Raw genomic sequence first — 20,419 nt, 5'->3', positions numbered from 1 at the left:
GTGAGGCCCCGATCTTAAAACTTGTCGTCCAGCCAGGCCTGCAGGCGAGCAAACACCTGTTCGCGCTCCGGCTCGTTGAAGAGCTCATGGAACAGGCGCTCGAAGCACTGCGACTGCACGACCGCCGCCGGCGCCTCGGCGGCAAAGGCCTCGCTGCCGGCCGGATCGACACAGTGATCGCTGCCGGCCCACATCAGCAGGGTCGGCAGCAGCCACTGCCCCGCCCGATCCAGCACCTCAGGCCCGCCCTCGGCAATCATGCTGGCCAGGGTGGGCGTGATGCGGTCATGGACCAGCGGGTCGTTCTCGTAGGCCGCGACCACGGCCGCATCGCGCGAGATCCAGGCCGGCTTGAGCCCGTTGCCGACCGCCAGATGCGGCAGCAGCGGCAGCGCCACCGTCAGCAAGACCTTCTGGATGCCCGACATGCCGGCATCCAGCGCCGGCGAGCTCAGCACCAGGCCGTCAACCGGCCGGAACCAGGCCGGCAGCACGCCGCCGCTGCTGGCACACAGGCCGCCCGCGACGAAGCGCGCCGCCACCAGGCCCCCCATGCTGTGGCCCAGCAGCAGCAGCGGGCCCTTGTTCAAGGCGGCGTCGGCTCGCAGCTCGTCGATCACCAGGGCCAGGTCTTGCATCAGCCGTTCGGGGCCGGCGACATCGCCGCGCGCCCCACCCGAGGCGCCGTGGCCGCGCTGGTCATGGCCCACCACCTGCCAGCCCCAGCTGTTCAGCCGCGCCGCCACATGCTCGTAGCGCCCGATATGCTCGCCCAGGCCGTGAACGATCAGCACCGTGCCGCGCGCGGGCTGCGGCCCGGGCAGCCCCCATTGGCGCCAATGCAAGGGCAGGCCGTCGTCGGTTCGGAGCGTTCGCATGCGAGCAGTGTAGGGAGCGCTCCGGAGCGCCCGCCCCAGGGCTTCCCCGGTCGGTGAAAGTACGCAAGCCATGGGGCCATATCGGCTGTCTCCCAGCGGATAGACAGGGCCTGTCCCTTGATTAAGCTACTCGCCACCACAGGAGCCGCGATGAACGAATTCTTCAGCCTCGCCACCGATGCCCAAGGCATCAGCCATCTCAGCCTGAACCGGCCCGAGCGCATGAACACCATGAGCCCGCCCTTCTTCCCGGCGCTGCGCGACGCGGTGCGCGGCCTGCACGACGCCGGCCGGACCCGCGCACTGGTGATCTCGTCGACCGGCAAGCACTTCAGCGCCGGCATGGCGCTGGACACCTTTGCCGCCGACGACGCCATGCTGGACACGCGCAGCGCGCGCAGCCGGCTGAGCTTCCAGGACTCGCTGCGCCGCTTGATGGACTGCTTTACCGCGCTGGACGAGGCGCGCTTCCCGGTGCTGGGCGCCATCCAGGGCGGCTGCATCGGCGGCGCGCTGGACCTGGCCGCCGTCTGCGATATGCGCTACTGCACGGCCGACGCCTTCTTCTGCGTGCAGGAGATCAATATCGGCATGGCCGCCGACCTGGGCGTGCTGCAGCGCCTGCAGCATCTGATGCCGGCCGGTCTGGCCCGCGAGCTGGCCTATACCGGCGAGCGCCTCGGTGCCGATCGCGCGCTGGCCTGCGGCCTGGTCAACGCCGTGCTGCCGGACGCCGACGCGCTGCTGGCCCATGTGATGGGCCTGGCCCGCAGCATCGCCGACAAATCGCCGCTGGCCGTGGCCACCAGCAAGCTGGCCTTGAACCATGCCCGCGATCATGGCACGGCCGCCGCACTGGCCCAGATGAGCCTGCTGCAAAGCGCCGTCTTCGACACCGCCGAGATGGGCCAGGCCATCTTGGCCTGGAAGAGCAAGCGGCCGGCCGACTTCGCGCCGCTGGATCCGGTCGCAAACCTGTGAAAACTGCGCGAATGGCTGCACTAGCAACGCCCACCAGCGACGCAGGCGCCATACCCCGCACCTAAACTGGCCCGCTGTCTCAAGCCCGCCGCCGTTCATGGATTTCGCCTGTTCCCGCCTGCCCTGGCGCGCCGTCGCCGGCGCTCTGATCGCTGTGCTGCTGAGTGCCTGCGCGGCCCCCAAATTCACGGTCGATGACGGCCGCAAGGTCGACGAGACCCTGCTCGGTCATATCCGCGCCTACGGTGCCGGCGAGCGTCTGCTGCGCCCGGCCATCGTGCGCAGCGCCCAGCTCAAGGACGCCGATTGCGACACCCAGTGGGAGCTGCCTTTCGCCGTGGCCACCAGCCAGGGCTGGGCCGAGAACGATAGGGTCGCCTGGGTGCGCGCACTGGATGTTGACGAGCGTCTGACCGTGGTCGGTGTCAGTGCCGATGCCCCGCTGAAGCTGGGCGACAAGATCGTCAAGGTGCTCAACACTCAGACCAGTAACAGCGCCGACCTGCTGGAGCGCCTGGCACAGGCACGCGACGACGGCCGCCCGTTCAAGCTACAGCTGGCAAACGGCAAAACCGTCGCCATCGCGCCGCTGCAGGTCTGCCGCGGCTATGCCCGGCTGGCCCCGCCCAACACGCCGCAGCTGCAGGATTACCACTGGCTGCTGAGCCTGCACCCACTGGAGATCACGCAGGCCGACCTCAGCGAGGACGAGGCCTTGTGGGCGGTGCTGTGGACCCAAGGGCTGTCCGAAGAAGGCGGCGCCCGCATGAAGACCTACCACTACGGCACCCAGATCGCCGGCACGCTCTACAACCTGGTCACGCTGGCCTCCGGTCTGCAGGGCGCGGCGGTGGCGGCCAATGCCGCCGTCAATGCGGCCAAGTCGGCCGCCGCCAGCGTGGCGACCGAAATCGTCAAGCAACAGCTGATCGAACAGGGCAAGGCCCTGGCCATGCAGCGCCTGCGCGAAGGCCTGACCGATGCCGCCACGCAACTTACCAAGGCCCAGGTGGCCGGCGCGATGCAGCAGGCGGCCGTCAACCGCGGCTCGCTGAGCGGCGTCGCCCGCATCGCAGCCACCGTTTTCGACCATGCGGACGCCTGGGCCTTTGATCGTGCCGCCAAGCTCGGCGCCAACCCGCTGGCCGGCTTCACGCTGCACCAGAAGATGGTCGAACGCAGCCTCACCGGCAATGCCTTCATCTTCGATGCCGAACGCCTGACCGAACTCAACAAGCGCGCCCAGGCCAAGGGCCTGGAGGGCGAGGTCGTCGCGATCCTGCGCGGCCTGCGGCCCGAGGATCTGAGCTTCGAGATCGGCGCCATGCCGCTGGCATCCGCGCCCGACACCTTCTCCTTCGAGAGCCCCGGCGATCCCGGCAGCGGTCGTTTCGCCCGCGGCCTGATCGACGCGATGCTGGAGATTCCGGCCGAGTCCGCCCCCCGCAAGCCCTGAGCCCATGCGCGCCACATCAATTTTCTCCCTTCTCGCCATGCTGGCTCTGCCGGCCGGCGCACAAGACCTGGCCCCTCCCGCAGCTTCGGCGCCAGCTTCGGCGCCGGCCGCCGAGCCTCCCGCTTGCACCGCGCTGACGGCACGCGCCATCGCTGCCGACCTGCGTGCCGCCACCGCGCAGTCGCTCGGCAAGGATCTGGACAGCCAGGCCCAGTTGCTGGACGAGGCACTGGCGCTGTGGCGCACGACGACACAGCGCTGCGAAGGGCGCGCCAAGGAGCGCGCCGAGCGCCATCTGGCCGACAACCAGAAGCAACGCGCCGCCATTGCCGAGCGCCAGGCCGCCGGCCAGCAATGCGAACTCTCGCATCGCGACGCCGCCTCGCTGCAGGAGATGGCGCGCCAGGCTTTCGGCGAACGCCGCTGGCAGGAGGCCGGCTCGCTGTACCGCAAGGCCGAGACCATGTGGGACCTGGCCGCCGAGCATTGCACCGGCAAGCAGCAGGCCACGGCACAGCAGCGCCGCCAGCAGTCCGAGACCGATGGCCACAACGCCGAATTCTGTGCACCGCCCTTCGAGCGTGCCCGCGAGCACTCGCAGAAATTCCGCAGCAGTGCGGCCGGCCTGGCCGCTGCCGACAAGCAGCAGCTCTCGCTGCAGGCCGAGACGCTGTGGCGCCTGGCCATGGCCCAGTGCAAGGGCAATGCGCTGGAGCTGGCGCAGAACAATGCCCAGGCGCTGGCGCGCGAACGTGGCACGCCCTGGGTTGCGACGCCGCCACCGGACACGGCGGCAGCCAAGCCGGCCGCGGCCGCACCGACCGCCAAGGGCACGGTCGCGCCGGCGACACCTGCTGCCGCGCCCGTGCCGGCGGCCGCCGCGCCGGCCAGCCCCGGCCTGCTGGCCGGGCTCGGCTCGGCACTCGGCAAGCTGTCCAGCGCGGCCCAGGCCCCCGCAGCAACGCCTATCGAGCCGCCGGCCGCAGCACGCCAGATCGACATCCGCGCCGGCGACACCCGCTACCAGGGGCTGTTCGTGCGCGAGGAGGGTCAGGTCGTCAGCGGCAATGGCCGGGTCGAGTGGACCAATGGGGATGTCTATGTCGGCGACCTGCTGCGCGGCCAGCGCCATGGCCAGGGAGAGCTGATCTGGGCCAGCGGCCAGCGCTACCAGGGCCAATGGGTGGCCGACAAGGCGACCGGCCGCGGCCAGATGCGTTTCGCCAATGGCGACAAGTTCGAGGGCAGCCTCGTCAACGGTGTGCCCGAGGGCGAGGGCCGCATGGACTACGCCAGCGGCGACAGCTACCAGGGCCAGATCAGCGCCAGCGTGCCGCATGGGCGCGGCAACTACCGCTGGGCCAACGGTCAGGTCTACGAAGGCGACTGGGTGCGTGACAAGCCCCATGGCCGCGGCACGCTGAGCTTCGCCAACGGCAATCGCTACGAGGGCGATCTCGCCGACGGCCAGCCACATGGCCAGGGACGCATGCGCTTCGCCGGCGGCGACGACTACCAGGGCGGTTTCGAACGCGGCGCCAGCCACGGCCAGGGCGTCTATGTCTGGGCCTCGGGCGACCAGTACGTCGGCCAATGGCGCAGCGGCGCCAAGCATGGCCAAGGCCTGTTCAGCTGGACCAATGGCGACCGCTGGGAGGGTGAATTCAATAACGATGAGCAAACCGACAAGGGCACACTCAAGCGCAAGGAATGAGTCAAGCCCGTGCCGAGCAGGCATGATGCAGTTTTGCGCCGCCGTATCGCCGCCATGCCTGCCTTGATCGAACTCAGCCCGCCCGACATCAGCGCCTATCGCCACAGCGCCAGCGGTGTCGACCATGTCCATGTGCTGGACTCCGGCCACGCCGGGCCCACCGTGATGATCCAGGCCCTGACCCATGGCAACGAGCTGTGCGGTGCGATTGCGCTGGATTGGTTGTTCCAGCAAGACCTGGCCCCACGAGCCGGCAAGCTGATCCTCAGCTTTGCCAATGTCGAGGCCTACCGGCGTTTCGATCCGGCCGACCCGAATGCCTCGCGCTGCGTCGACGAGGACCTGAACCGCGTGTGGGCCGACGCCACGCTGGACGGCCCGCGCGACTCGCTGGAGCTGCGCCGTGCGCGCGCGCTGCGGCCCTTTGTCGACGCCGCCGATCTGCTGCTGGACATCCATTCGATGCAGGATGCCTGCCGCCCGCTGATGGTCTGCGGCCTGCTCGACAAGGGTGCGGCCTTTGCGCGCCAGCTGGGCATGCCCGGCGATCTGCTGATCGACACCGGCCACCCCTCGGGCCTGCGCATGCGCGACCGCGGCGGCTTCGGCGATCCGGCCAGCGCGAAGAATGCCCTGCTGATCGAATGCGGCCAGCACTGGGAAGCCGCCTCGGCGGCGGTGGCCATCGACAGCGTCGTGCGCTTCCTGCACCTGACCGGCATCGTCGATGCCGCCTGGGCCGAGCCGCGTCTGCGCCTGCCGCTGCCCGAGAGCCAGCACCTGATCCGCGTCAACGAGGCGATCACCGCGCTGAGCGGCGACTTCCACTTCCTGTTCCCGGTGCGCGGCCTCGACGTGATCCCGAAAGCCGGCACCGCCTTCGCGCAGGACGGCGACACCGTGTTCAAGACCGACTACGACAACACCGTGCTGGTGATGCCGACACAGAAGCACGGCAAGCCGGGCAACACGATGGTGAGGCTGGGGCGCTTCGAGGATTGAGGAGGCGGCTCAGGGCTGGTTCAGATCCGCCACCTCGGGTGGGTAGTAGCGCAGGAAGGCGCGACGCACCCGGCCCTCGCGGGCCGAGCGCGACAACGCGTCGCGCAGCAGACTCAGATCGGCGGGCGCCAGATTCAGGCGCGAGAGGTAGAGCCCGACCTCCATCAGCGGCAGCCCGTCAAAGCGCTGGAACACCAGCCCATCCGTGGCCGCGGCCTGGGCCTGCGGTGGCGACAGCAGTGCGAAGTCCACGCGCCCGGCACGCAGCATGCGTCCGACCGCATCGATGTCATTGACCGTGTCGACGCGGCGCTCGGCCTCCAGCTCAGCGACCAGGGCGCGGTACTCGGCACTGAAGGGGAAGCCGCGAGGCACGGCCATGCGCCAGCTGCTCTTGCGCAGCGCGGCCAGGTTGCCGATGCGGCCGGCGTCGGTGCTGCGCGTCAGCAGCACCATCGGCTGATGCAATAGCGGCACGAACAGGCCGCGCAGGTCGCGCTCCTCGGTGCGGGTGGCCGAGATCAGCAGGTCGAGCTGCTGGCCTTTCAGGAACTCCAGTTCCAGCCGCGCTCGCGGCATCGGCGTCACCTCAAAGCGACAACCGACGGCCTCGCCGACCTGGCGCAACAGATCGGGCCAGACCCCATCGACCTGCCCGTTCTCCACGATCACCAAGCGTCCCGACGCAGCCATCGGTGCGCGGATCGCGCGCGTGCAGCCGGCCTCGGCGGCCTGCGGTAGCAGCAGCAGCAAGAGCAGAGATGCAGCCAAGCGCACGGCGCCGCCCATCGAAGTCTCCTTATCCGGAGCGCCCAGTATCTGCTAGCCGCGATCGAACTTGAACACCGCCATGCTGGCCAGCAGATTCGGCCGGCTGCGCACCGCGCGGCCCTGCTGGATGCCGAAGCTGTCGAGGATGCGCAGGCGGTTCTTGCGCGCCAGCACCTCGAAGTCGGCATAGGTGCCGACGCGGATATTGGGCGTGTCGTACCACTCGTAGGGCAGCACCTTGGTCACCGGCATGCGGCCGAACAGCACCTGCAGGCGGTTCGGCCAATGGGCGAAGTTCGGGAAGCTGACGATGCCGATGCGGCCCACCCGCGCGGTCTCGCGCAGCATCAGCTCGGTATTGCGCAGATGCTGCAGGGTCTCCAACTGCAGCACCACGTCGAAGCTCTGGTCCTCGAAGATCGACAGCCCCTCTTCCAGGTTCAGCTGGATCGCATTGACGCCGCGCTTGACGCACTCCAGCAGATTGGCGTCATCGAGCTCGACGCCATAGCCGGTGCAGCCGCGCGTCTTCTGCAGATGGGCCAGCAGCTCGCCGGTGCCGCAGCCCAGGTCCAGCACCCGCGAGCCCTCGGGCACCAGGGCCGCAATCTGTTCCATCACCCCTTGCGCGCTCATTGCAGCTCTCCCGCGATGCGCTGGAAATAGGCTTTCAACACCCCGTGATAGCGCGGGTCCTCCAGCAGGAAGGCATCGTGCCCATGCGGCGCGTCGATCTCGGCGTAGGAGACATCGAGCTTGTTGTCCAGCAGCGCCTTGACGATCTCCCGCGAGCGGGCCGGCGCGAAACGCCAGTCGGTCGTGAAGCTGGCCAGCAGGTATTTGCAGCGCGCGCTGGCAAAGGTGCGGCTCAGATCGCCGCCGTGCTCGCGCGCCGGGTCGAAGTAGTCGAGCGCGCGGGTGATCAGCAGATAGGTGTTGGCGTCGAAATACTCGCTGAACTTGTCGCCCTGGTAGCGCAGATAGCTCTCGATCTGGAACTCGATGTCCTGGGTCGAATAGCCCAGCTCGGCGGCGCGCATCTGGCGGCCGAACTTCTGCTCCATCACATCGTCGCTCAGATAGGTGATGTGACCGATCATGCGCGCCACCCGCAGGCCGCGCTTGGGCACGACGCCATGCTGGTAGAAATGCCCGGCATGGAAATCGGGGTCGGTGATGATGGCGCGGCGCGCCACCTCGTTGAAGGCGATATTCTGTGCCGACAGGCTGGGCGCGGTGGCGATCGCGATGCAGTGGCGCAGGCGCTCCGGGTAGCGCAGCGACCAGTCCAGCGCCTGCATGCCGCCCAAGGATCCGCCCAGCACGGCGGCCAGCTGCGTGATGCCCAGCGTGTCCAGCACGCGGGCCTGGGCATCGACCCAGTCCTGCACCGTGACAACCGGGAAGTCGGCGCCGTAGACGCGACCGGTGGCCGGGTTGACATGCATGGGCCCGGTCGAGCCGAAGCAGGAGCCGAGGTTGTTGATGCCGATGACGAAGAAGCGCTCGGTGTCCAGCGGCTTGCCCGGGCCGATCAGGTTGTCCCACCAGCCCTCGCTCTTGTCCTGGCCGGCATAGCTGCCAGCCACATGGTGGCTGGCGTTCAGCGCATGGCAGACCAGCACCGCATTGCTCTTGTCGGCATTGAGCCGCCCATAGGTCTCGTAGACCAGTTCATAGTCGCGCAGCTCGGCGCCGCTGCGCAACGGCAGCGGCTGGGCAAACGACAGCCGCTGCGCCTCGACCAGACCGACACTTCCCATCAGAACTCTCCAAAAAACAAAACCGGCGCCGCTAGCTGTGACGGACGCCGGTGGTCTGGAGCGCCCTGTTTAGCTGCATTTGTAGAGCGCCCGCAATCCGGAACAAATCGGCGCTATCGCTGCGAAGTATAAATAATGCGCCGGGCGGCTCAAGTGGCGTCGAGATGGAACTGCGACACCGCCGCTCCCAGGCGCTGCGACTGCTCGCGCAGGCTCTCGGCGGCGGCCGCCGACTGCTCGACCAGCGCGGCGTTCTGCTGCGTCATCTGGTCCAGCTGGTTGACGGCCTGGTTGACCTGGCCGATGCGCTGGCTCTGGTCCGAGGTGNAACTGCGACACCGCCGCTCCCAGGCGCTGCGACTGCTCGCGCAGGCTCTCGGCGGCGGCCGCCGACTGCTCGACCAGCGCGGCGTTCTGCTGCGTCATCTGGTCCAGCTGGTTGACGGCCTGGTTGACCTGGCCGATGCGCTGGCTCTGGTCCGAGGTGCCGGCGGCGATCTCGCCGATGATGTCGCTGACCCGCTGCACCGAGGCGACGATCTCGCCCATGGTCTTGCCGGCGTCCTGCACCAGCTGCGAGCCGGCATCGACCTGGTCGACGCTGGCGCCGATCAGCTGCTTGATCTCGCGGGCCGCCTCGGCGCTGCGCTGCGCCAGGCTGCGCACCTCGCCGGCCACCACCGCGAAGCCGCGGCCCTGCTCGCCGGCGCGCGCCGCCTCGACCGCCGCATTCAGCGCCAGGATATTGGTCTGGAAGGCGATGCCGTCGATCACGCCGATGATGTCACCGATGCGGCGCGAGCTCTGATTGATACGGTCCATCGTCGAGACCACCTCGGACACCACCGTGCCGCCGCGCTGCGCGACCTCGGCGGCCGAGGTCGCGAGCTGCTTGGCCGTCATCGCCGCTTCGGCGCTCTGGCGCACGCCGCCGGTCAGCTGCTCCATCGAGCTGGCGGTGCTCTGCAGGTTCGAGGCCGCCTGCTCGGTGCGCTCGCTGAGATCCTGGTTGCCGGCCGCCACCTCGACGCTGGCGCTCTCGATGTGTTGGGTGGACTCGCGCACCTGGCCCACCAGGCGGCGCAGCGAGTCCTGCATGCTGTTGAGCGCACCGAGCAGGTCGGCCGCCTCGTCGCGGCCCTCGACCCGGATCTGCCGGTACAGATCACCCGCCGCGATCGCCTGCGCCACCGTGCGGGCATAGCTGATCGGGCTGGTGATGGTGCGCGAGTTCAGCAGGGTCAGCGGCACCACCAGCAGCACGACCACCGCCAGCACGCCCAGGAACACATAGCTGATCTTCAGCATCGCCGTGTTGAACTCGACCTGGGTGTCCTGCGCCTCCTGCTCGATGATGGCGGCGATCTTGTTGACACGCTCCTCGACACCGGCCATATGCGTCTTGGCCCGGCCCATCATGCGGTCGGCCACCTTGGCGGTGTCGAAGCCGCCGTCCTGGATCTGGGCCAGCACCGGCTGCGAGGCCTTGTTGTACTCGGCCATCAGCGCGCTCGCCTCGCGCGCCAGCGCGTTGTCCGCATCGTCCTCGCCCTGCTGCAGCGCGGCCAGGCCGGCACTGGTGCGCTTGATCGCCGCCTCCCAGCTCTCGCGGGCCTTCAGCACCGCGACACCGTCCTCGTAATTGATCACCATTTCCTTTTCCAGCAGGCGCACATCGGCCAGCGCGCTGCGGATCTGGGAGAGCTGGGTCAATTCCTGGACCGCATGCTCCATGAAGTCGGCATTCAGGGACTTGAGCCGCTGTCCGCCCAGCAAGCCAGTGAGCCCCACCAGGGCAAACATGCCGAGCACCATCGCGATGGCCCCCAGCATGCGCGTGCGGATCGTGAAGCTCCGCATCCAGACCGTCAGATCCATCATGTCTGCTCCTCCGAACAATGCCGTCCTTGACCCGGCGCTGTACCGGCCGGTCGTTGTTTATCGGCCGATCAGCAACAGCGCTTGAATCCTATCGATCTCAGGGCACCGTGCACAGGCAATGGACGACGGCCGCGAACGGCCGGCCCTGCGTGCCCAGCGTCGCCAGCCAGGCCAGCTCGCCGACCGCCGCCTGGGCCGGCAGCGCCAAGCCGCCCAGCTGGGCGCGCACGGCGCCGGCCACCCGCTCGCCGACGACGTCGCCCAGCCCATCCAGCAGCCGCTCGATGCGGCCGCGCTCGCGCTCCACATAGTTCAGCCGCGGCTCGCCCTCCAGCTTGGCCAGCTCGGCGGCGGCCTTGACGGCGTCGCCATAGCTGCCGAGCTGGTCGATCAGGCCGCGCTCCAGCGCCTGGGCGCCGGTCCAGACCCGGCCCTGGGCCACCGCGTCGATCTCGGCCACCGGCTTCTTGCGCGCGGCGGCGGCCTTGCCGGTGAAGTCGTCGTAGATGTGCTGGATGGCCGACTGCACCGCGGTGCGCATGCGCGGGTCGAGCGGGCGGCGCGGGTCATAGCCGCCGCCGGCCAGCCAGGTCGTCGCATGCCCGCCGGTATGGATGGACAGCTTGTCCAGCAGCTTGTCGGCCGTCGGCAGCATGCCGAACACGCCGATCGAGCCGGTCACGGTGCTGGCGTCGGCGATCACGCGGTCGGCCGCCATCGAGATCCAGTAGCCGCCCGAGGCCGCCACATCGCCCATCGACACCACCACCGGCTTGCCGGCTTGACGTGTCAGCTCCAGCTCGCGGCGCACGATCTCGGAGGCCACCGCGCTGCCGCCCGGCGAGTTGACACGCAGCACCAGGGCCTTGATGTCCTCGTTTTCGCGCGCCTGGCGGATCAGCTGGGCGGTCGAGTCGCCGCCGACCTTGCCGGGGCCGGCCTCGCCGTCGACGATCTCGCCCTCGGCCACGACGACGCCGATCGCCGCGCCCTCGGTCCTGGGCTTCAGCGTGGCCTGGTAGGCGGCCAGCGAGATCTGGCGGAAGCTCTTGGCCTTCTCGTCGCGCGCGCCGCGCTCGATCAGCATCGCGCGGATCTCGTCGCGGGTCTTCAGGCCGTCGACCAGACGCTCCTTGAGCGCCAGCTGGGCCGTGTCACCCTTGACCGCCTGCAGGCGCTGCGGCAGCTCCTCGATGCCCAGCGCCACCGCACCCTTGTCGAGCTTGCGGGCCGTCTCGACGGCGCCGGTGTAGCGGGCCCACAGATCACCGTACAGATAGGCATCCGACTCCAGGGTCGCCGGCGACGGTGCGTTGGCGAAGTAAGGCTCGCCGAAGTTCTTGTAGGTGCCGACCCGTATCACATTGGGCTCGATGCCGACGCGCTCCAGCGCGTCCTTGTAGTAGTTGCGATAGCGGCCGAAGCCCTCGATCATCGCCATGCCCATCGGGTGCATATAGACCTCGTCGGCACGCGCCGCGAGGAAGTAGCTGCGCTGGTCGTAGCCGCCGGCATAGGCCAGCACCGGTTTCTTGCTGTCCTTCTTGAAACGCTCCAGCGCCGCCGCCACCTCGCGCAGCCCGGCCTGGCCGCCGCCGCCAAAGTCGTCCAGCGCCAGCAGCACCGTCGAGATCTTCGGATCGGTGGCCGCCGCCTCCAGCACCTGCAGCACATCGCGCAGCCGGGTCTGGGCCTGCGGCGACTGGCCCTGCAGCTGGGCCATCGCCTGGTCGCGCGGCGAGCCCGAATACTGCTCGACCAGCCGCCCCTTCAGGTCCAGCACCAGCGTGGTCTTGTCCTCCAGCGGCTTCGGCCCGCGGGTCGCGAGCGCAACGATCAGGCCGACCACGAGGGCCAGCAACAGCAGATTCAGCAAGGCCCGACGGCTGGCATCGAGCAGCCACCAGAGCTTGGAGAAGAACCAGCCCAGCGGGCGGAGGATGGACATCATGTGTTGGGATCCCTGGTTGCGGGCATGGCCCGGTCGAATTGATTGTAGGCAGGGTGGTCAAAGCCGCCCTGCTCGCGCGATCAGCCGGCACAACAGCGCTTAGCATGCCAGCCTTGGCGACTGCAAAGGCTTCCCCCATGCCCGCTTGGCTGCTCCGACTCGATCACCATTTCCCGATCCGCTACAGCGCCTGGCTGCTGTGCATCATCGCCACGCTGATCAGCGCGATCGCCTGGGTGCTGGACGGCGTCGACGGACTGGCCGTCGTGATCTTCGGTTCGCTGAGCCTGGTGGGGCTGGCCGATGTGCGTCAGACCAAGCGCTTGCTGCTGCGCAACTATCCGGTGATCGGCCATCTGCGCTTCATGCTGGAGTTCATCCGCCCCGAGATCCGCCAGTACTTTCTGGAGGCCGACAACGAGGCCGCGCCGTTCTCGCGCCAGCAGCGCTCGCTGGTCTATCAGCGCGCCAAGGGCGAGCCCGACAAGCGCCCCTTCGGCACCCAGCTGGAGGTCGGCGCGCTGGGCTATGAATGGATCAACCATTCGCTGCAGCCCACCCAGCTGCCCAGCCACGACTTCCGCGTGCTGATCGGCGCCGACCGCGCCCAGCCCTACGAGGCCAGCGTCTTCAATATCTCGGCGATGAGCTTCGGCGCGCTCAGTGCCAACGCCATCCTGGCCTTGAACGCCGGCGCCCAGCGCGGCCGCTTTGCCCACGACACCGGCGAGGGCTCGATCAGCGTGCACCACCGCCAGCACGGCGGCGACCTGATCTGGGAGATAGGCTCCGGCTACTTCGGTTGCCGCAACGAGGACGGCAGCTTCAACGCCGAGCGCTTCGAGGCCAATGCCCGCGACCCGCAGGTCAAGCTGATCGAGCTCAAGCTCAGCCAGGGCGCCAAGCCCGGCCATGGCGGCGTGCTGCCCGGCCCCAAGGTGACCGCCGAAATCGCTGCCGCGCGTGGCGTCAATATCGGCGAGGACTGCATCTCGCCGGCCTCGCACAGCGCCTTCGGCACGCCGCTGGAGATGCTGCATTTCATCGAGCGGCTGCGCCAGCTCAGCGGCGGCAAGCCGACCGGCTTCAAGCTCTGCATCGGCCATCCCTGGGAGTGGTTCGCGATCGCCAAGGCCATGCTGGAGAGCGGCATCGTGCCGGACTTCATCGTCGTCGATGGTGCCGAGGGCGGCACCGGCGCCGCGCCGCTGGAGTTCACCGACCATGTCGGCGCACCGCTGCAGGAGGGCCTGCTGCTGGTGCACAACACGCTGGTGGGGCTGAATCTGCGCGACAAGATCAGGATAGGCTGTGCCGGCAAGGTCATCAGCGCCTTCGACATCGCGCGCATGATGGCGCTGGGCGCCGACTGGTGCAATTCGGCGCGCGGCTTCATGTTCTCCTTGGGCTGCATCCAGGCCCAGACCTGCCACACCGGCCACTGCCCCACCGGCGTCACGACCCAGGACCCGCAGCGCCAGCAGGCCCTGATCGTGCCCGACAAGGCCGAGCGCGTGTTCCGCTTCCACCAGCTGACCCTGGAAGCCCTGCGCGAGCTGGTACAGGCCGCCGGCCTGCACCACCCCAGCGAGATCTGCGCCGCCCACATCGTCCACCGCATCAACAAGCACGAAGTCCGGCTGCTGGCCAATCTGCTGCCCTTCATCAAGCCCGGCAGCCTGCTGGCCGGCGACCTGCCCGGCAATGTGTTCAAGATCTACTGGCCGCTGGCCAGCGCGCACAGCTTCGCGGCGCAGGGGGCAGTGGGGCCGGCGAGTTGAGCGGCCGGGCACCCCAAGAGAGCCGGGGCCGGCAGGGGATATCGCGCTTACCCTATCCTGCAGCCTTGCCGTCCACCCTGCCGTTGCCGCAATGACCTTGCCCATCCCCTCCTGGCGCCGCCTGTTGCTTGGCGCGCTCGCTGCGCTGGCCCTGCTGGGCGGTTGTGCCACGCTGGACGAGAAGCAGCGGGAATGGATCTTTCAGCCCAGCGACCGGACCTGGTCCGGCGGGCTGGCGGCGGCCCAGGGCATGGATGAGGTGTGGATCGCGTTCGACTCCAAGCTCAGCGGTGCGCCGGTCAAGCTGCACGGCCTGTGGATACCGGCCGAGCGTGCCGATGCGCCGGTGCTGCTCTATCTGCATGGCGCGCGCTGGGATGTGCGCGGCAGCGCCAACCGCATGCGCCGCATGCAGGAGCTGGGTTTCTCGGTGCTGGGCATCGACTACCGCGGCTTCGGCCAGAGCAGCAAGGTGCTGCCCTCCGAGGCCATGGCCTACGAGGACGCGCGGGCCGCCTGGGACTGGCTGGCGACGCAGCATCCACGCTCGCCGCGCTATATCTTCGGCCATTCGCTGGGTGGCGCCATCGCGGTGAACCTGGCCAGCGAGGTGCAGACTGCAGCGGCCGGCCTGATCGTCGAGGGCAGCTTCACCTCCATCCCCGAGGTGGCCAGCAGCTACAAATGGGGTTGGTTGCCGGTGGGCCCGTTGATCACCCAGCGCTTCGAAGCCGGCGAGCGCATCGGCGGCCTGAAGGTGCCGGTGCTGATCGTGCATGGCAGCGCCGACCGGGTCATCAAGCCCGAACTCGGCCGGGCACTGTTTGAGCGCGCGCCCGAGCCCAAGCGCTTTGTGCTGGTCGAGGGCGGCTCGCACCACAACACCAATGCGGTGGGCCAGGGGCTTTACCGCGAGGCGCTGGCCGAGCTGTTCGGCCACCGACCTCAGTAAGACGCAGCGTTCCAGCGTTGCTGCTGCAGCAAGGGGCTGACCCGGTAACGCTCGCTGCGATAGGCGATGAACAGCCCGTCCAGCAGGGTCGCCACCATGGGCGCGCCCAGCAGGGCCAGCCACTCGAAAGGCCCGGCCGGGTAATTGACGCCCAGCTTCATCGCCAGGTCGGCGCCCTGCTCGTCGCAAACGCCCTGCCACACCGCATCGGCCCCCTCGTTGACCAGCATGGCCACGGTGCGCGCCACGGCAAGACCCGGCACATCGCGCAGCACCAGGGGCTGCCAGCCCAGGCTGCGCCACAGCGCCGCCACCTGGGCCCGCCCTGCCTCGCTGGCCTGTGGCGCAAAGGCCAGCGCCAGGGCGTCGGCGCGGTCCGGTGCCACCGGCCAGTCCATCACACCCAGCTCCGGATGCTTGCGCTGATGCGCCAGCTCGGCCGCGCTATGGCCCATGGTCAGATGCAGCTGCAGCTCGCCGAGCTGCAGGCCGGCCCAGTCGGCCGACTCGCCGCGGCTGAAGCTCAGGCCCTTGTGCGCCAGCCAGTCGGCCAGGCGCTCAACCAGCGCGCCACGGCCGACGACGCTGATCGGCGGCAGCGCCACGCTCTCACCGGCCGCATCGAGCGGCGTTGCCGGGGCCGGCAAGCCCTCGTAAAAGCCCTTGCCGACCTTGCGGCCCAGCCGGCCGCCGTCGACCAGGGCCTTCTGCACCAGCGAGGGCATATAGCGCTTGTCGCCGAAGTTGGCATCAAAGACCGACTGGGTCACCAGATAGTTGGTGTCGTGGCCGATCAAGTCCATCAGCTCGCAAGGCCCCATGCGGAAACCCGCGCCGCGCAGCGCGCGGTCCAGCTCGGCCGGCGTGCCAGCCTGCTCCAGCAGCAGGGCCAGCGTCTCGGCGTAATAGGGCCGGGCGATGCGGTTGACGATGAAGCCGGGCGTGGACTTCGCATGCACCGGCGTCTTGCCCCAGCGCTTGGCCAGCTCGTAGATCGCCTGCGCCACGCCGGCCTCGGTCTCGGCGCCCCAGACCACCTCGACCAGCTTCATCAGCGGCACCGGGTTGAAGAAATGCATGCCCACCAGACGGGCCGGGTTCTTCATGCCGTTGGCCAGCGCGGTGACGCTGATCGACGAGGTATTGGTCGCGATGATGGCGCCCGGCGCCAGCAGCGCATCGAGCTCGCGCAGCAGGGCCTGCTTGGGCTCCAGCTTCTCGACGATGACCTCGATCACCAGCGCCGCATCAGCCAGCTCGGCGGTGGCCGTGGCCGGGCTGAGCCGCGCCAGCACCGCTTCGCGCGTGCCGGCCTCCATGCGGCCCTTGAGCACCAGACCGTCCAGCGCCTTCGCGATGCCCGCGATCGCCGCCGCCGCCGCCCCCTCGCGCACATCCAGCAGTTTCACCGCGTGGCCGGCCTGGGCCGCCACCTGGGCGATGCCTGCCCCCATGATGCCGGCGCCCACCACACCGATCGGCGCCGGCTCGCTGCCGGCCACGGTCCAGATCTGATTCGTCTCGCTCATCTCAACAATCCTTATTGGGGAATCCAGGCGGCCGGCCGCTTGGCCAGGAAAGCAGCAAAGCCCTCGCGCGCCTCGTCCGTCATGCGCACCCGGGAAATCGTCTGCGCGGTCAGCTCGCGAACCGCCGGCGTCACCGGCCCAACCTCCAGCTCGGCGAACAAGGCCTTGATCTCGCCCTGGGCCGCCGGGCCATTGGCCAGCAGCTCGTCGACCCAGCGCTTGATCGCCCCGTCCAGCTCGTCCAGCGCCACGACCTCGTGCACCATGCCCATCGCCAGCGCCTGCTCGGCGCCGATGCGGCTGGCGGTCAGCGCCAGGCGCTTGGCCTGGCGCGGCCCGACCGCGTTGATCACATAAGGCCCGATCACCGCCGGCAGGATGCCGAAGCGCGCCTCGCTGACCGCGAACTTGGCCTCCGCGCTGGCCACCGCGATATCGCAGGCCACCGCCAGCCCGACCCCGCCGCCCAGCGCCAGGCCCTGCACGCGGGCAATCGTCGGCTTGGGGCAGGACGCGATCTTGTGCAGCATGCCGGCAAAGCCGCGCGCGTCCTCCAGATTCCACTCCCGCGTGGCCTCGGAGGCCCGCTTCATCCACTGGATGTCGGCGCCGGCGCTGAAGGCCTTGCCGGCCCCGGCCAGCACGATCACACGCACCCGCGGATCGGCGATCAAGCGGTCAAAGCCCTGGCCGATCTCGCTGATCATGGCCTCGTTGAAGGCGTTGAACACCTCCGGCCGCGTCATCGTCAGCTGGGCGACGCCGCGCCCATCCACCTCGATATGCAAAGTCTCCACGCTGAAACTCCTGGTAATCGGGGGAGTATCGCAGCGCCAGGGCGCCGGGATCGGGCGCCCGGGCGCAGAGCATCAGCCGGCGCGCTCGGGCGGCTCGGTGCTCTCGCGGTCGTAGTACTCGACCGTGTTTTCCGCGCGAAACATCTTCCACAGCCCCGGCTCGCCACGCCGGCCGGAGCCGATCATGATCTTGTTGGAATCCGGGTACTCGCAAGTCTCGATATCGACCACAGTCGACAGCGCCAGATAGCGCATGGTCACCGTGCCGGTGTTGATGATCTGATGCGCCACCTCGGGCCCGCCGGTCGGACAGGCGATCACATCGTGCGCTCGGATCGGATAACGCTGCGCGCCAAAGCGCAGCTCGCCCTCGCCTTCGAGGAAGAGGAACATCTCTTCCTCGCCATGATGGTTGTGGAAGGGGCACTGCGCCTTGCCGGGCGGCAGCACCGTCAGGTTGTAGCCCAGCTTGCGGGCGCCGATATGGTCGCTGATCTGGGCGCGCCTGGAGCTGTAGTAGCCGTTCTCCTCGACATCGTTGAACACCAGTTCGTCGAGATTCATGATGGGCTTGGTCACGCTGGAACTCCGTTGAGACGATGGGAACCTAGGTCTTGGCGTCGGCCTTGATCTTGCGGACAGCCGCCACGTCCCCGAGAAACACCAGCAAGGCGTCTCGTTCGTCCTGCGACAGCGCCTTGCTGTCCAGCAGGTGCAGCTGCTTGATGACGACTTCAAGCGCCTCGGTCAGGTGACCGATCTGCTTGCCATAGCTGCCGACCTGCTCAATGACCTGCTGCTCGACCTTGGCGTTGGAGGTGGAGCCAAGGTTGACGCTGAACAGATTGAAAGACCAGTTCGACAGAATGGGCTGGGTCAGCGAGCTCGGCGCCAGCTGCAAGGGCATATAGACATTTGCCACGGCATACTCCCTGCATGTGATCAATGCGAATGCAGCGCCATTCTGCGGCGAAAGACGCCGGCGACTCAGCGCCCGAACAACCCCTTCACCAAGCCGCCCAGCCCCTTGACCACGCCGGAGACGCTGACGCCCAGCGTCTCGGCCAGGCCCGAGGCCAGCTTGGTGGCCAGGTTCTCGTTGAGCGAGAAGGCCGGGTCGTCGAGCCGGCCTTCGAGCGTGAAGCGCACCTGCAGACGGCCGTCGCGCGTCATCGCGGCCAGCACCGCCTGGCGCGGCACGCCGGCAAAGGTGGCCAAGGGGCCGCCGCCGCTGGCCAGCTCCAGATTCGTCAAGGTCAGCGTGCCCGGCGCGCGCAGCCGCTCCCCGACCACCGTCGCATGAACGTCCAGGTCCAGCGTGCCGCGCCGCACGCCGGCCTCGGCGACCTTCAGCAGATAGGGCTGCAGCGCCAGCAGGTCCACATCGCTGAAGCGCGCGCGCAGATCGGCATCGTGGCTGGCCGGGGTGTAGCTGCCGCTGATCTCGATGCGACCGTCACGCTGCGGGCCCTTGAAGACACCGCCAAGCTCGATCTGCAGCGCCTGGTCCAGCGCCGGCAAGCGCAGCGGACCGAGCCTGGCCGCCAGCTGCTCGATGCGCAGCTGCAGCGCCGGCCGGCGCACCGAGTGGTCGAAGAAAGCCAGGCCGCCGTCGGCGATGCGGATCTCGTCGATCTCGATCACCGGGGTCGGGGTCGGGGTCGGGTCTTGACTGGGCGCCTGAGCCCGGCCGGCGCGCTCCTCGAGCAGGGCCGGCAGCAGGCGCAAACGGCCGTCGCGGCCGCGCTGCGCGGACAGATAGCCGCCCTCCACCGTCACGCTGGCAACGCGCCAGGGTCCGCCCAGCAGGCTGCGCAGATCGGGCCGGATGTGCACGCGCTCGGCCCGCAACTCATCCTCGGCCGGCCAGCCCGGCGCCGCCTGGATGCGCAGCTGGCGCAGCTCGACGCTGCCGCTCCAGCTGATGCTGATGTCCCCCAGCGTCGCGCGCGGCCCCAGCGCGGCCTCGATCCGCGTTTGCAGCTGCCACGCGGCCAGGTAAGGGCCGGCAACCAGCAGCAGGACCAGCGCGATGGCAAGAGCAACAAGGGTACGACGGCGGGCGGAGGTCACGGCGGGAACAGCGGCAACAGCGGAAAAGAGGGGCCACCATCGTAGCGCCCACAATGCGGCCATGCACCGCACCGACATCTTCCTGCAGCCGCTGCGCCTTGAGGGCCGCGAGATCCAGATCGAGTCCCAGTGGCTCCATACCCAGTCAAACCCCGGACCCGGCGCCGAGCCGCGCCCGCTGATCGTGTTCCTGCACGAGGGCCTGGGCTCGCTGTCGCAGTGGAAGGACTTTCCGCAGCGCCTGTGCGAGGCGGCCGGCTGCCGCGGCCTGCTGTTCTCGCGCCCCGGCTACGGGCGCAGCACGCCGCGCACCGAGCCCTGGCCGCAGGACTATCTGCAGCGCCAGGCGCGTGGGCTGCTGCCGGCCTATTTCGATGCGCTGGGGCTGCAGCGCGAAGCGCTGTTCCTGTTCGGCCACAGCGACGGCGCCTCGCTGGCCTTGCTGTTTGCCGCCTATTTTCCGGCGCGCGCGCGCGCGCTGGCGGCGCTGGCGCCGCATCTCTTTGTCGAGCCGATCACGATCACCGGCCTGCGTGCCGCCAAGACGGCCTACGAGCAGCAGCCCAGCGCGCTGAAGGCCGCACTGGGGCGCCACCATGCCGATACCGACTCGGCCTTCTATGGCTGGAACGATGCCTGGCTGCGGCCGGGCTTCGAGGGCGGCTGGAATATCGAGGCCGATCTGAGGACGCTGGCCTGCCCGGTGCTGGCGCTGCAAGGTGTGGACGACGAGTACGCGACGCTGGCGCAGATCGAGGCGATACGCCGCCTCCATGCGCCGACCCGGCTGCTTGCGCTGCCGGATTGCGGCCATGCGCCGCACAAGGACCAGGCCGAGGCCGTGATCGCCCAGACCCTGGCCCTGCTGCAAGAAGCCGGCGCCTGAGCCG

General features: G+C 68.9%; 17 protein-coding genes, 2 pseudogenes and 1 riboswitch. Of the genes and pseudogenes, 7 read left to right on the top strand and 12 right to left on the bottom strand.

Annotated elements, in window-relative coordinates:
* Positions 1–14: 14 nt before the first annotated feature.
* Positions 15–878: an alpha/beta hydrolase gene (locus ABGI63_RS06660; RefSeq protein ID WP_349741634.1), complete on the bottom strand. Its 864-nt coding sequence runs from the start codon at positions 876–878 to the stop codon at positions 15–17.
* A 150-nt stretch (positions 879–1,028) separates the two neighbouring features.
* Between ABGI63_RS06660 and ABGI63_RS06655 the strand changes: the two genes are divergently transcribed.
* The 4 genes from ABGI63_RS06655 to ABGI63_RS06640 all read left to right on the top strand — a co-directional run bounded on the left by ABGI63_RS06655 (position 1,029) and on the right by ABGI63_RS06640 (position 6,031).
* A complete protein-coding gene (locus ABGI63_RS06655; protein ID WP_349741632.1) occupies positions 1,029–1,859 on the top strand; it encodes an enoyl-CoA hydratase-related protein in 831 nt (276 codons plus the stop codon).
* 97 nt (positions 1,860–1,956) lie between these two features.
* The gene (locus tag ABGI63_RS06650) at positions 1,957–3,315 is read left to right on the top strand and encodes a hypothetical protein (protein ID WP_349741630.1); all 1,359 of its coding nucleotides are present in this window, start codon (positions 1,957–1,959) and stop codon (positions 3,313–3,315) included.
* 37 nt (positions 3,316–3,352) lie between these two features.
* Positions 3,353–5,029 carry an MORN repeat-containing protein gene (locus ABGI63_RS06645; RefSeq protein WP_349741628.1) on the top strand — a complete coding sequence of 559 codons (1,677 nt, stop codon included), beginning with the start codon at positions 3,353–3,355 and terminating at the stop codon, positions 5,027–5,029.
* A 54-nt stretch (positions 5,030–5,083) separates the two neighbouring features.
* Positions 5,084–6,031: a M14 family metallopeptidase gene (locus ABGI63_RS06640; RefSeq protein ID WP_349741626.1), complete on the top strand. Its 948-nt coding sequence runs from the start codon at positions 5,084–5,086 to the stop codon at positions 6,029–6,031.
* Between the two features lie 9 nt (positions 6,032–6,040).
* Here the strand turns inward: ABGI63_RS06640 and ABGI63_RS06635 are convergent, their stop codons facing one another.
* From ABGI63_RS06635 to sppA, 6 genes and pseudogenes are all read right to left on the bottom strand, one after another.
* Positions 6,041–6,820 carry a substrate-binding periplasmic protein gene (locus tag ABGI63_RS06635; RefSeq protein ID WP_349741625.1) on the bottom strand — a complete coding sequence of 260 codons (780 nt, stop codon included), beginning with the start codon at positions 6,818–6,820 and terminating at the stop codon, positions 6,041–6,043.
* Positions 6,821–6,853: 33 nt separating this feature from the next.
* Positions 6,854–7,438 carry a methionine biosynthesis protein MetW gene (metW, locus tag ABGI63_RS06630; RefSeq protein WP_137944167.1) on the bottom strand — a complete coding sequence of 195 codons (585 nt, stop codon included), beginning with the start codon at positions 7,436–7,438 and terminating at the stop codon, positions 6,854–6,856.
* A complete protein-coding gene (metX, locus tag ABGI63_RS06625) occupies positions 7,435–8,565 on the bottom strand; it encodes a homoserine O-succinyltransferase MetX (protein ID WP_349741623.1) in 1,131 nt (376 codons plus the stop codon). The genes metW and metX overlap by 4 nt, the downstream gene beginning before the upstream one ends.
* Positions 8,566–8,613: 48 nt before the next feature.
* A riboswitch (SAM riboswitch) is annotated at positions 8,614–8,689 on the bottom strand.
* Between the two features lie 37 nt (positions 8,690–8,726).
* Positions 8,727–8,897 (bottom strand): annotated as a pseudogene (locus tag ABGI63_RS25860) (methyl-accepting chemotaxis protein); the annotation flags it as partial.
* Positions 8,884–10,446: pseudogene (locus ABGI63_RS06620) on the bottom strand (methyl-accepting chemotaxis protein); the annotation flags it as partial. The pseudogenes ABGI63_RS25860 and ABGI63_RS06620, both read right to left, overlap by 14 nt.
* Before the next feature lie 97 nt (positions 10,447–10,543).
* Positions 10,544–12,397 carry a signal peptide peptidase SppA gene (gene sppA, locus ABGI63_RS06615; RefSeq protein WP_349741622.1) on the bottom strand — a complete coding sequence of 618 codons (1,854 nt, stop codon included), beginning with the start codon at positions 12,395–12,397 and terminating at the stop codon, positions 10,544–10,546.
* 137 nt (positions 12,398–12,534) lie between these two features.
* On the opposite strand from sppA, the gene ABGI63_RS06610 reads away from it, so the two are divergent.
* On the top strand, positions 12,535–14,178 hold the full coding sequence (locus ABGI63_RS06610; protein WP_349741621.1) for an FMN-binding glutamate synthase family protein: 1,644 nt from the start codon (positions 12,535–12,537) through the stop codon (positions 14,176–14,178).
* A gap of 91 nt (positions 14,179–14,269) precedes the next feature.
* Complete coding sequence (locus ABGI63_RS06605) at positions 14,270–15,130, top strand: alpha/beta hydrolase (RefSeq protein WP_349741620.1); 861 nt, start codon at positions 14,270–14,272, stop codon at positions 15,128–15,130.
* Here ABGI63_RS06605 and ABGI63_RS06600 read toward each other — a convergent pair.
* From ABGI63_RS06600 to ABGI63_RS06580, 5 genes are all read right to left on the bottom strand, one after another.
* The gene (locus ABGI63_RS06600) at positions 15,124–16,659 is read right to left on the bottom strand and encodes a 3-hydroxyacyl-CoA dehydrogenase (protein WP_349741619.1); all 1,536 of its coding nucleotides are present in this window, start codon (positions 16,657–16,659) and stop codon (positions 15,124–15,126) included. The two genes, ABGI63_RS06605 and ABGI63_RS06600, sit on opposite strands and share 7 nt — an antisense overlap.
* Positions 16,660–16,670: 11 nt before the next feature.
* A complete protein-coding gene (locus tag ABGI63_RS06595) occupies positions 16,671–17,456 on the bottom strand; it encodes an enoyl-CoA hydratase-related protein (RefSeq protein ID WP_349741618.1) in 786 nt (261 codons plus the stop codon).
* A 72-nt stretch (positions 17,457–17,528) separates the two neighbouring features.
* Positions 17,529–18,035 (bottom strand): cupin domain-containing protein, encoded by a 507-nt coding sequence (locus ABGI63_RS06590; RefSeq protein ID WP_349741617.1) that lies wholly within the window; start codon positions 18,033–18,035, stop codon positions 17,529–17,531.
* A gap of 28 nt (positions 18,036–18,063) precedes the next feature.
* Complete coding sequence (locus ABGI63_RS06585) at positions 18,064–18,378, bottom strand: hypothetical protein (protein WP_349741616.1); 315 nt, start codon at positions 18,376–18,378, stop codon at positions 18,064–18,066.
* Positions 18,379–18,443: 65 nt separating this feature from the next.
* Positions 18,444–19,529: a DUF748 domain-containing protein gene (locus ABGI63_RS06580; protein ID WP_349741615.1), complete on the bottom strand. Its 1,086-nt coding sequence runs from the start codon at positions 19,527–19,529 to the stop codon at positions 18,444–18,446.
* A gap of 61 nt (positions 19,530–19,590) precedes the next feature.
* Here ABGI63_RS06580 and ABGI63_RS06575 point away from each other — a divergent pair, with 61 nt between their 5' ends.
* A complete protein-coding gene (locus tag ABGI63_RS06575) occupies positions 19,591–20,415 on the top strand; it encodes an alpha/beta fold hydrolase (RefSeq protein WP_349741614.1) in 825 nt (274 codons plus the stop codon).
* The last annotated feature ends 4 nt before the right edge of the window (positions 20,416–20,419 follow it).

This window comes from Roseateles cavernae, from assembly GCF_040187885.1.
In the GTDB taxonomy this organism is placed as follows: Bacteria; Pseudomonadota; Gammaproteobacteria; order Burkholderiales; family Burkholderiaceae_C; genus Roseateles_E; species Roseateles_E cavernae.
The sequence above is the reverse complement of the archived record's forward strand: the minus strand, read 5'-3'. Positions and strand labels throughout refer to the sequence as shown.

Excerpts from the sequence above, each read along its gene's own strand:
- ABGI63_RS06645 (WP_349741628.1), top strand. The coding sequence starts at position 3,353 with ATGCTGGCTCTGCCGGCCGGCGCACAAGACCTGGCCCCTCCCGCAGCT.
- ABGI63_RS06610 (WP_349741621.1), top strand. The coding sequence starts at position 12,535 with ATGCCCGCTTGGCTGCTCCGACTCGATCACCATTTCCCGATCCGCTAC.
- ABGI63_RS06640 (WP_349741626.1), top strand. The coding sequence starts at position 5,084 with ATGCCTGCCTTGATCGAACTCAGCCCGCCCGACATCAGCGCCTATCGC.
- ABGI63_RS06600 (WP_349741619.1), bottom strand. The coding sequence starts at position 16,659 with ATGAGCGAGACGAATCAGATCTGGACCGTGGCCGGCAGCGAGCCGGCG.
- sppA (WP_349741622.1), bottom strand. The coding sequence starts at position 12,397 with ATGATGTCCATCCTCCGCCCGCTGGGCTGGTTCTTCTCCAAGCTCTGG.
- ABGI63_RS06605 (WP_349741620.1), top strand. The coding sequence starts at position 14,270 with ATGACCTTGCCCATCCCCTCCTGGCGCCGCCTGTTGCTTGGCGCGCTC.
- ABGI63_RS06575 (WP_349741614.1), top strand. The coding sequence starts at position 19,591 with ATGCACCGCACCGACATCTTCCTGCAGCCGCTGCGCCTTGAGGGCCGC.
- metW (WP_137944167.1), bottom strand. The coding sequence starts at position 7,438 with ATGAGCGCGCAAGGGGTGATGGAACAGATTGCGGCCCTGGTGCCCGAG.
- ABGI63_RS06635 (WP_349741625.1), bottom strand. The coding sequence starts at position 6,820 with ATGGGCGGCGCCGTGCGCTTGGCTGCATCTCTGCTCTTGCTGCTGCTG.
- ABGI63_RS06660 (WP_349741634.1), bottom strand. The coding sequence starts at position 878 with ATGCGAACGCTCCGAACCGACGACGGCCTGCCCTTGCATTGGCGCCAA.
- ABGI63_RS06650 (WP_349741630.1), top strand. The coding sequence starts at position 1,957 with ATGGATTTCGCCTGTTCCCGCCTGCCCTGGCGCGCCGTCGCCGGCGCT.
- ABGI63_RS06655 (WP_349741632.1), top strand. The coding sequence starts at position 1,029 with ATGAACGAATTCTTCAGCCTCGCCACCGATGCCCAAGGCATCAGCCAT.
- metX (WP_349741623.1), bottom strand. The coding sequence starts at position 8,565 with ATGGGAAGTGTCGGTCTGGTCGAGGCGCAGCGGCTGTCGTTTGCCCAG.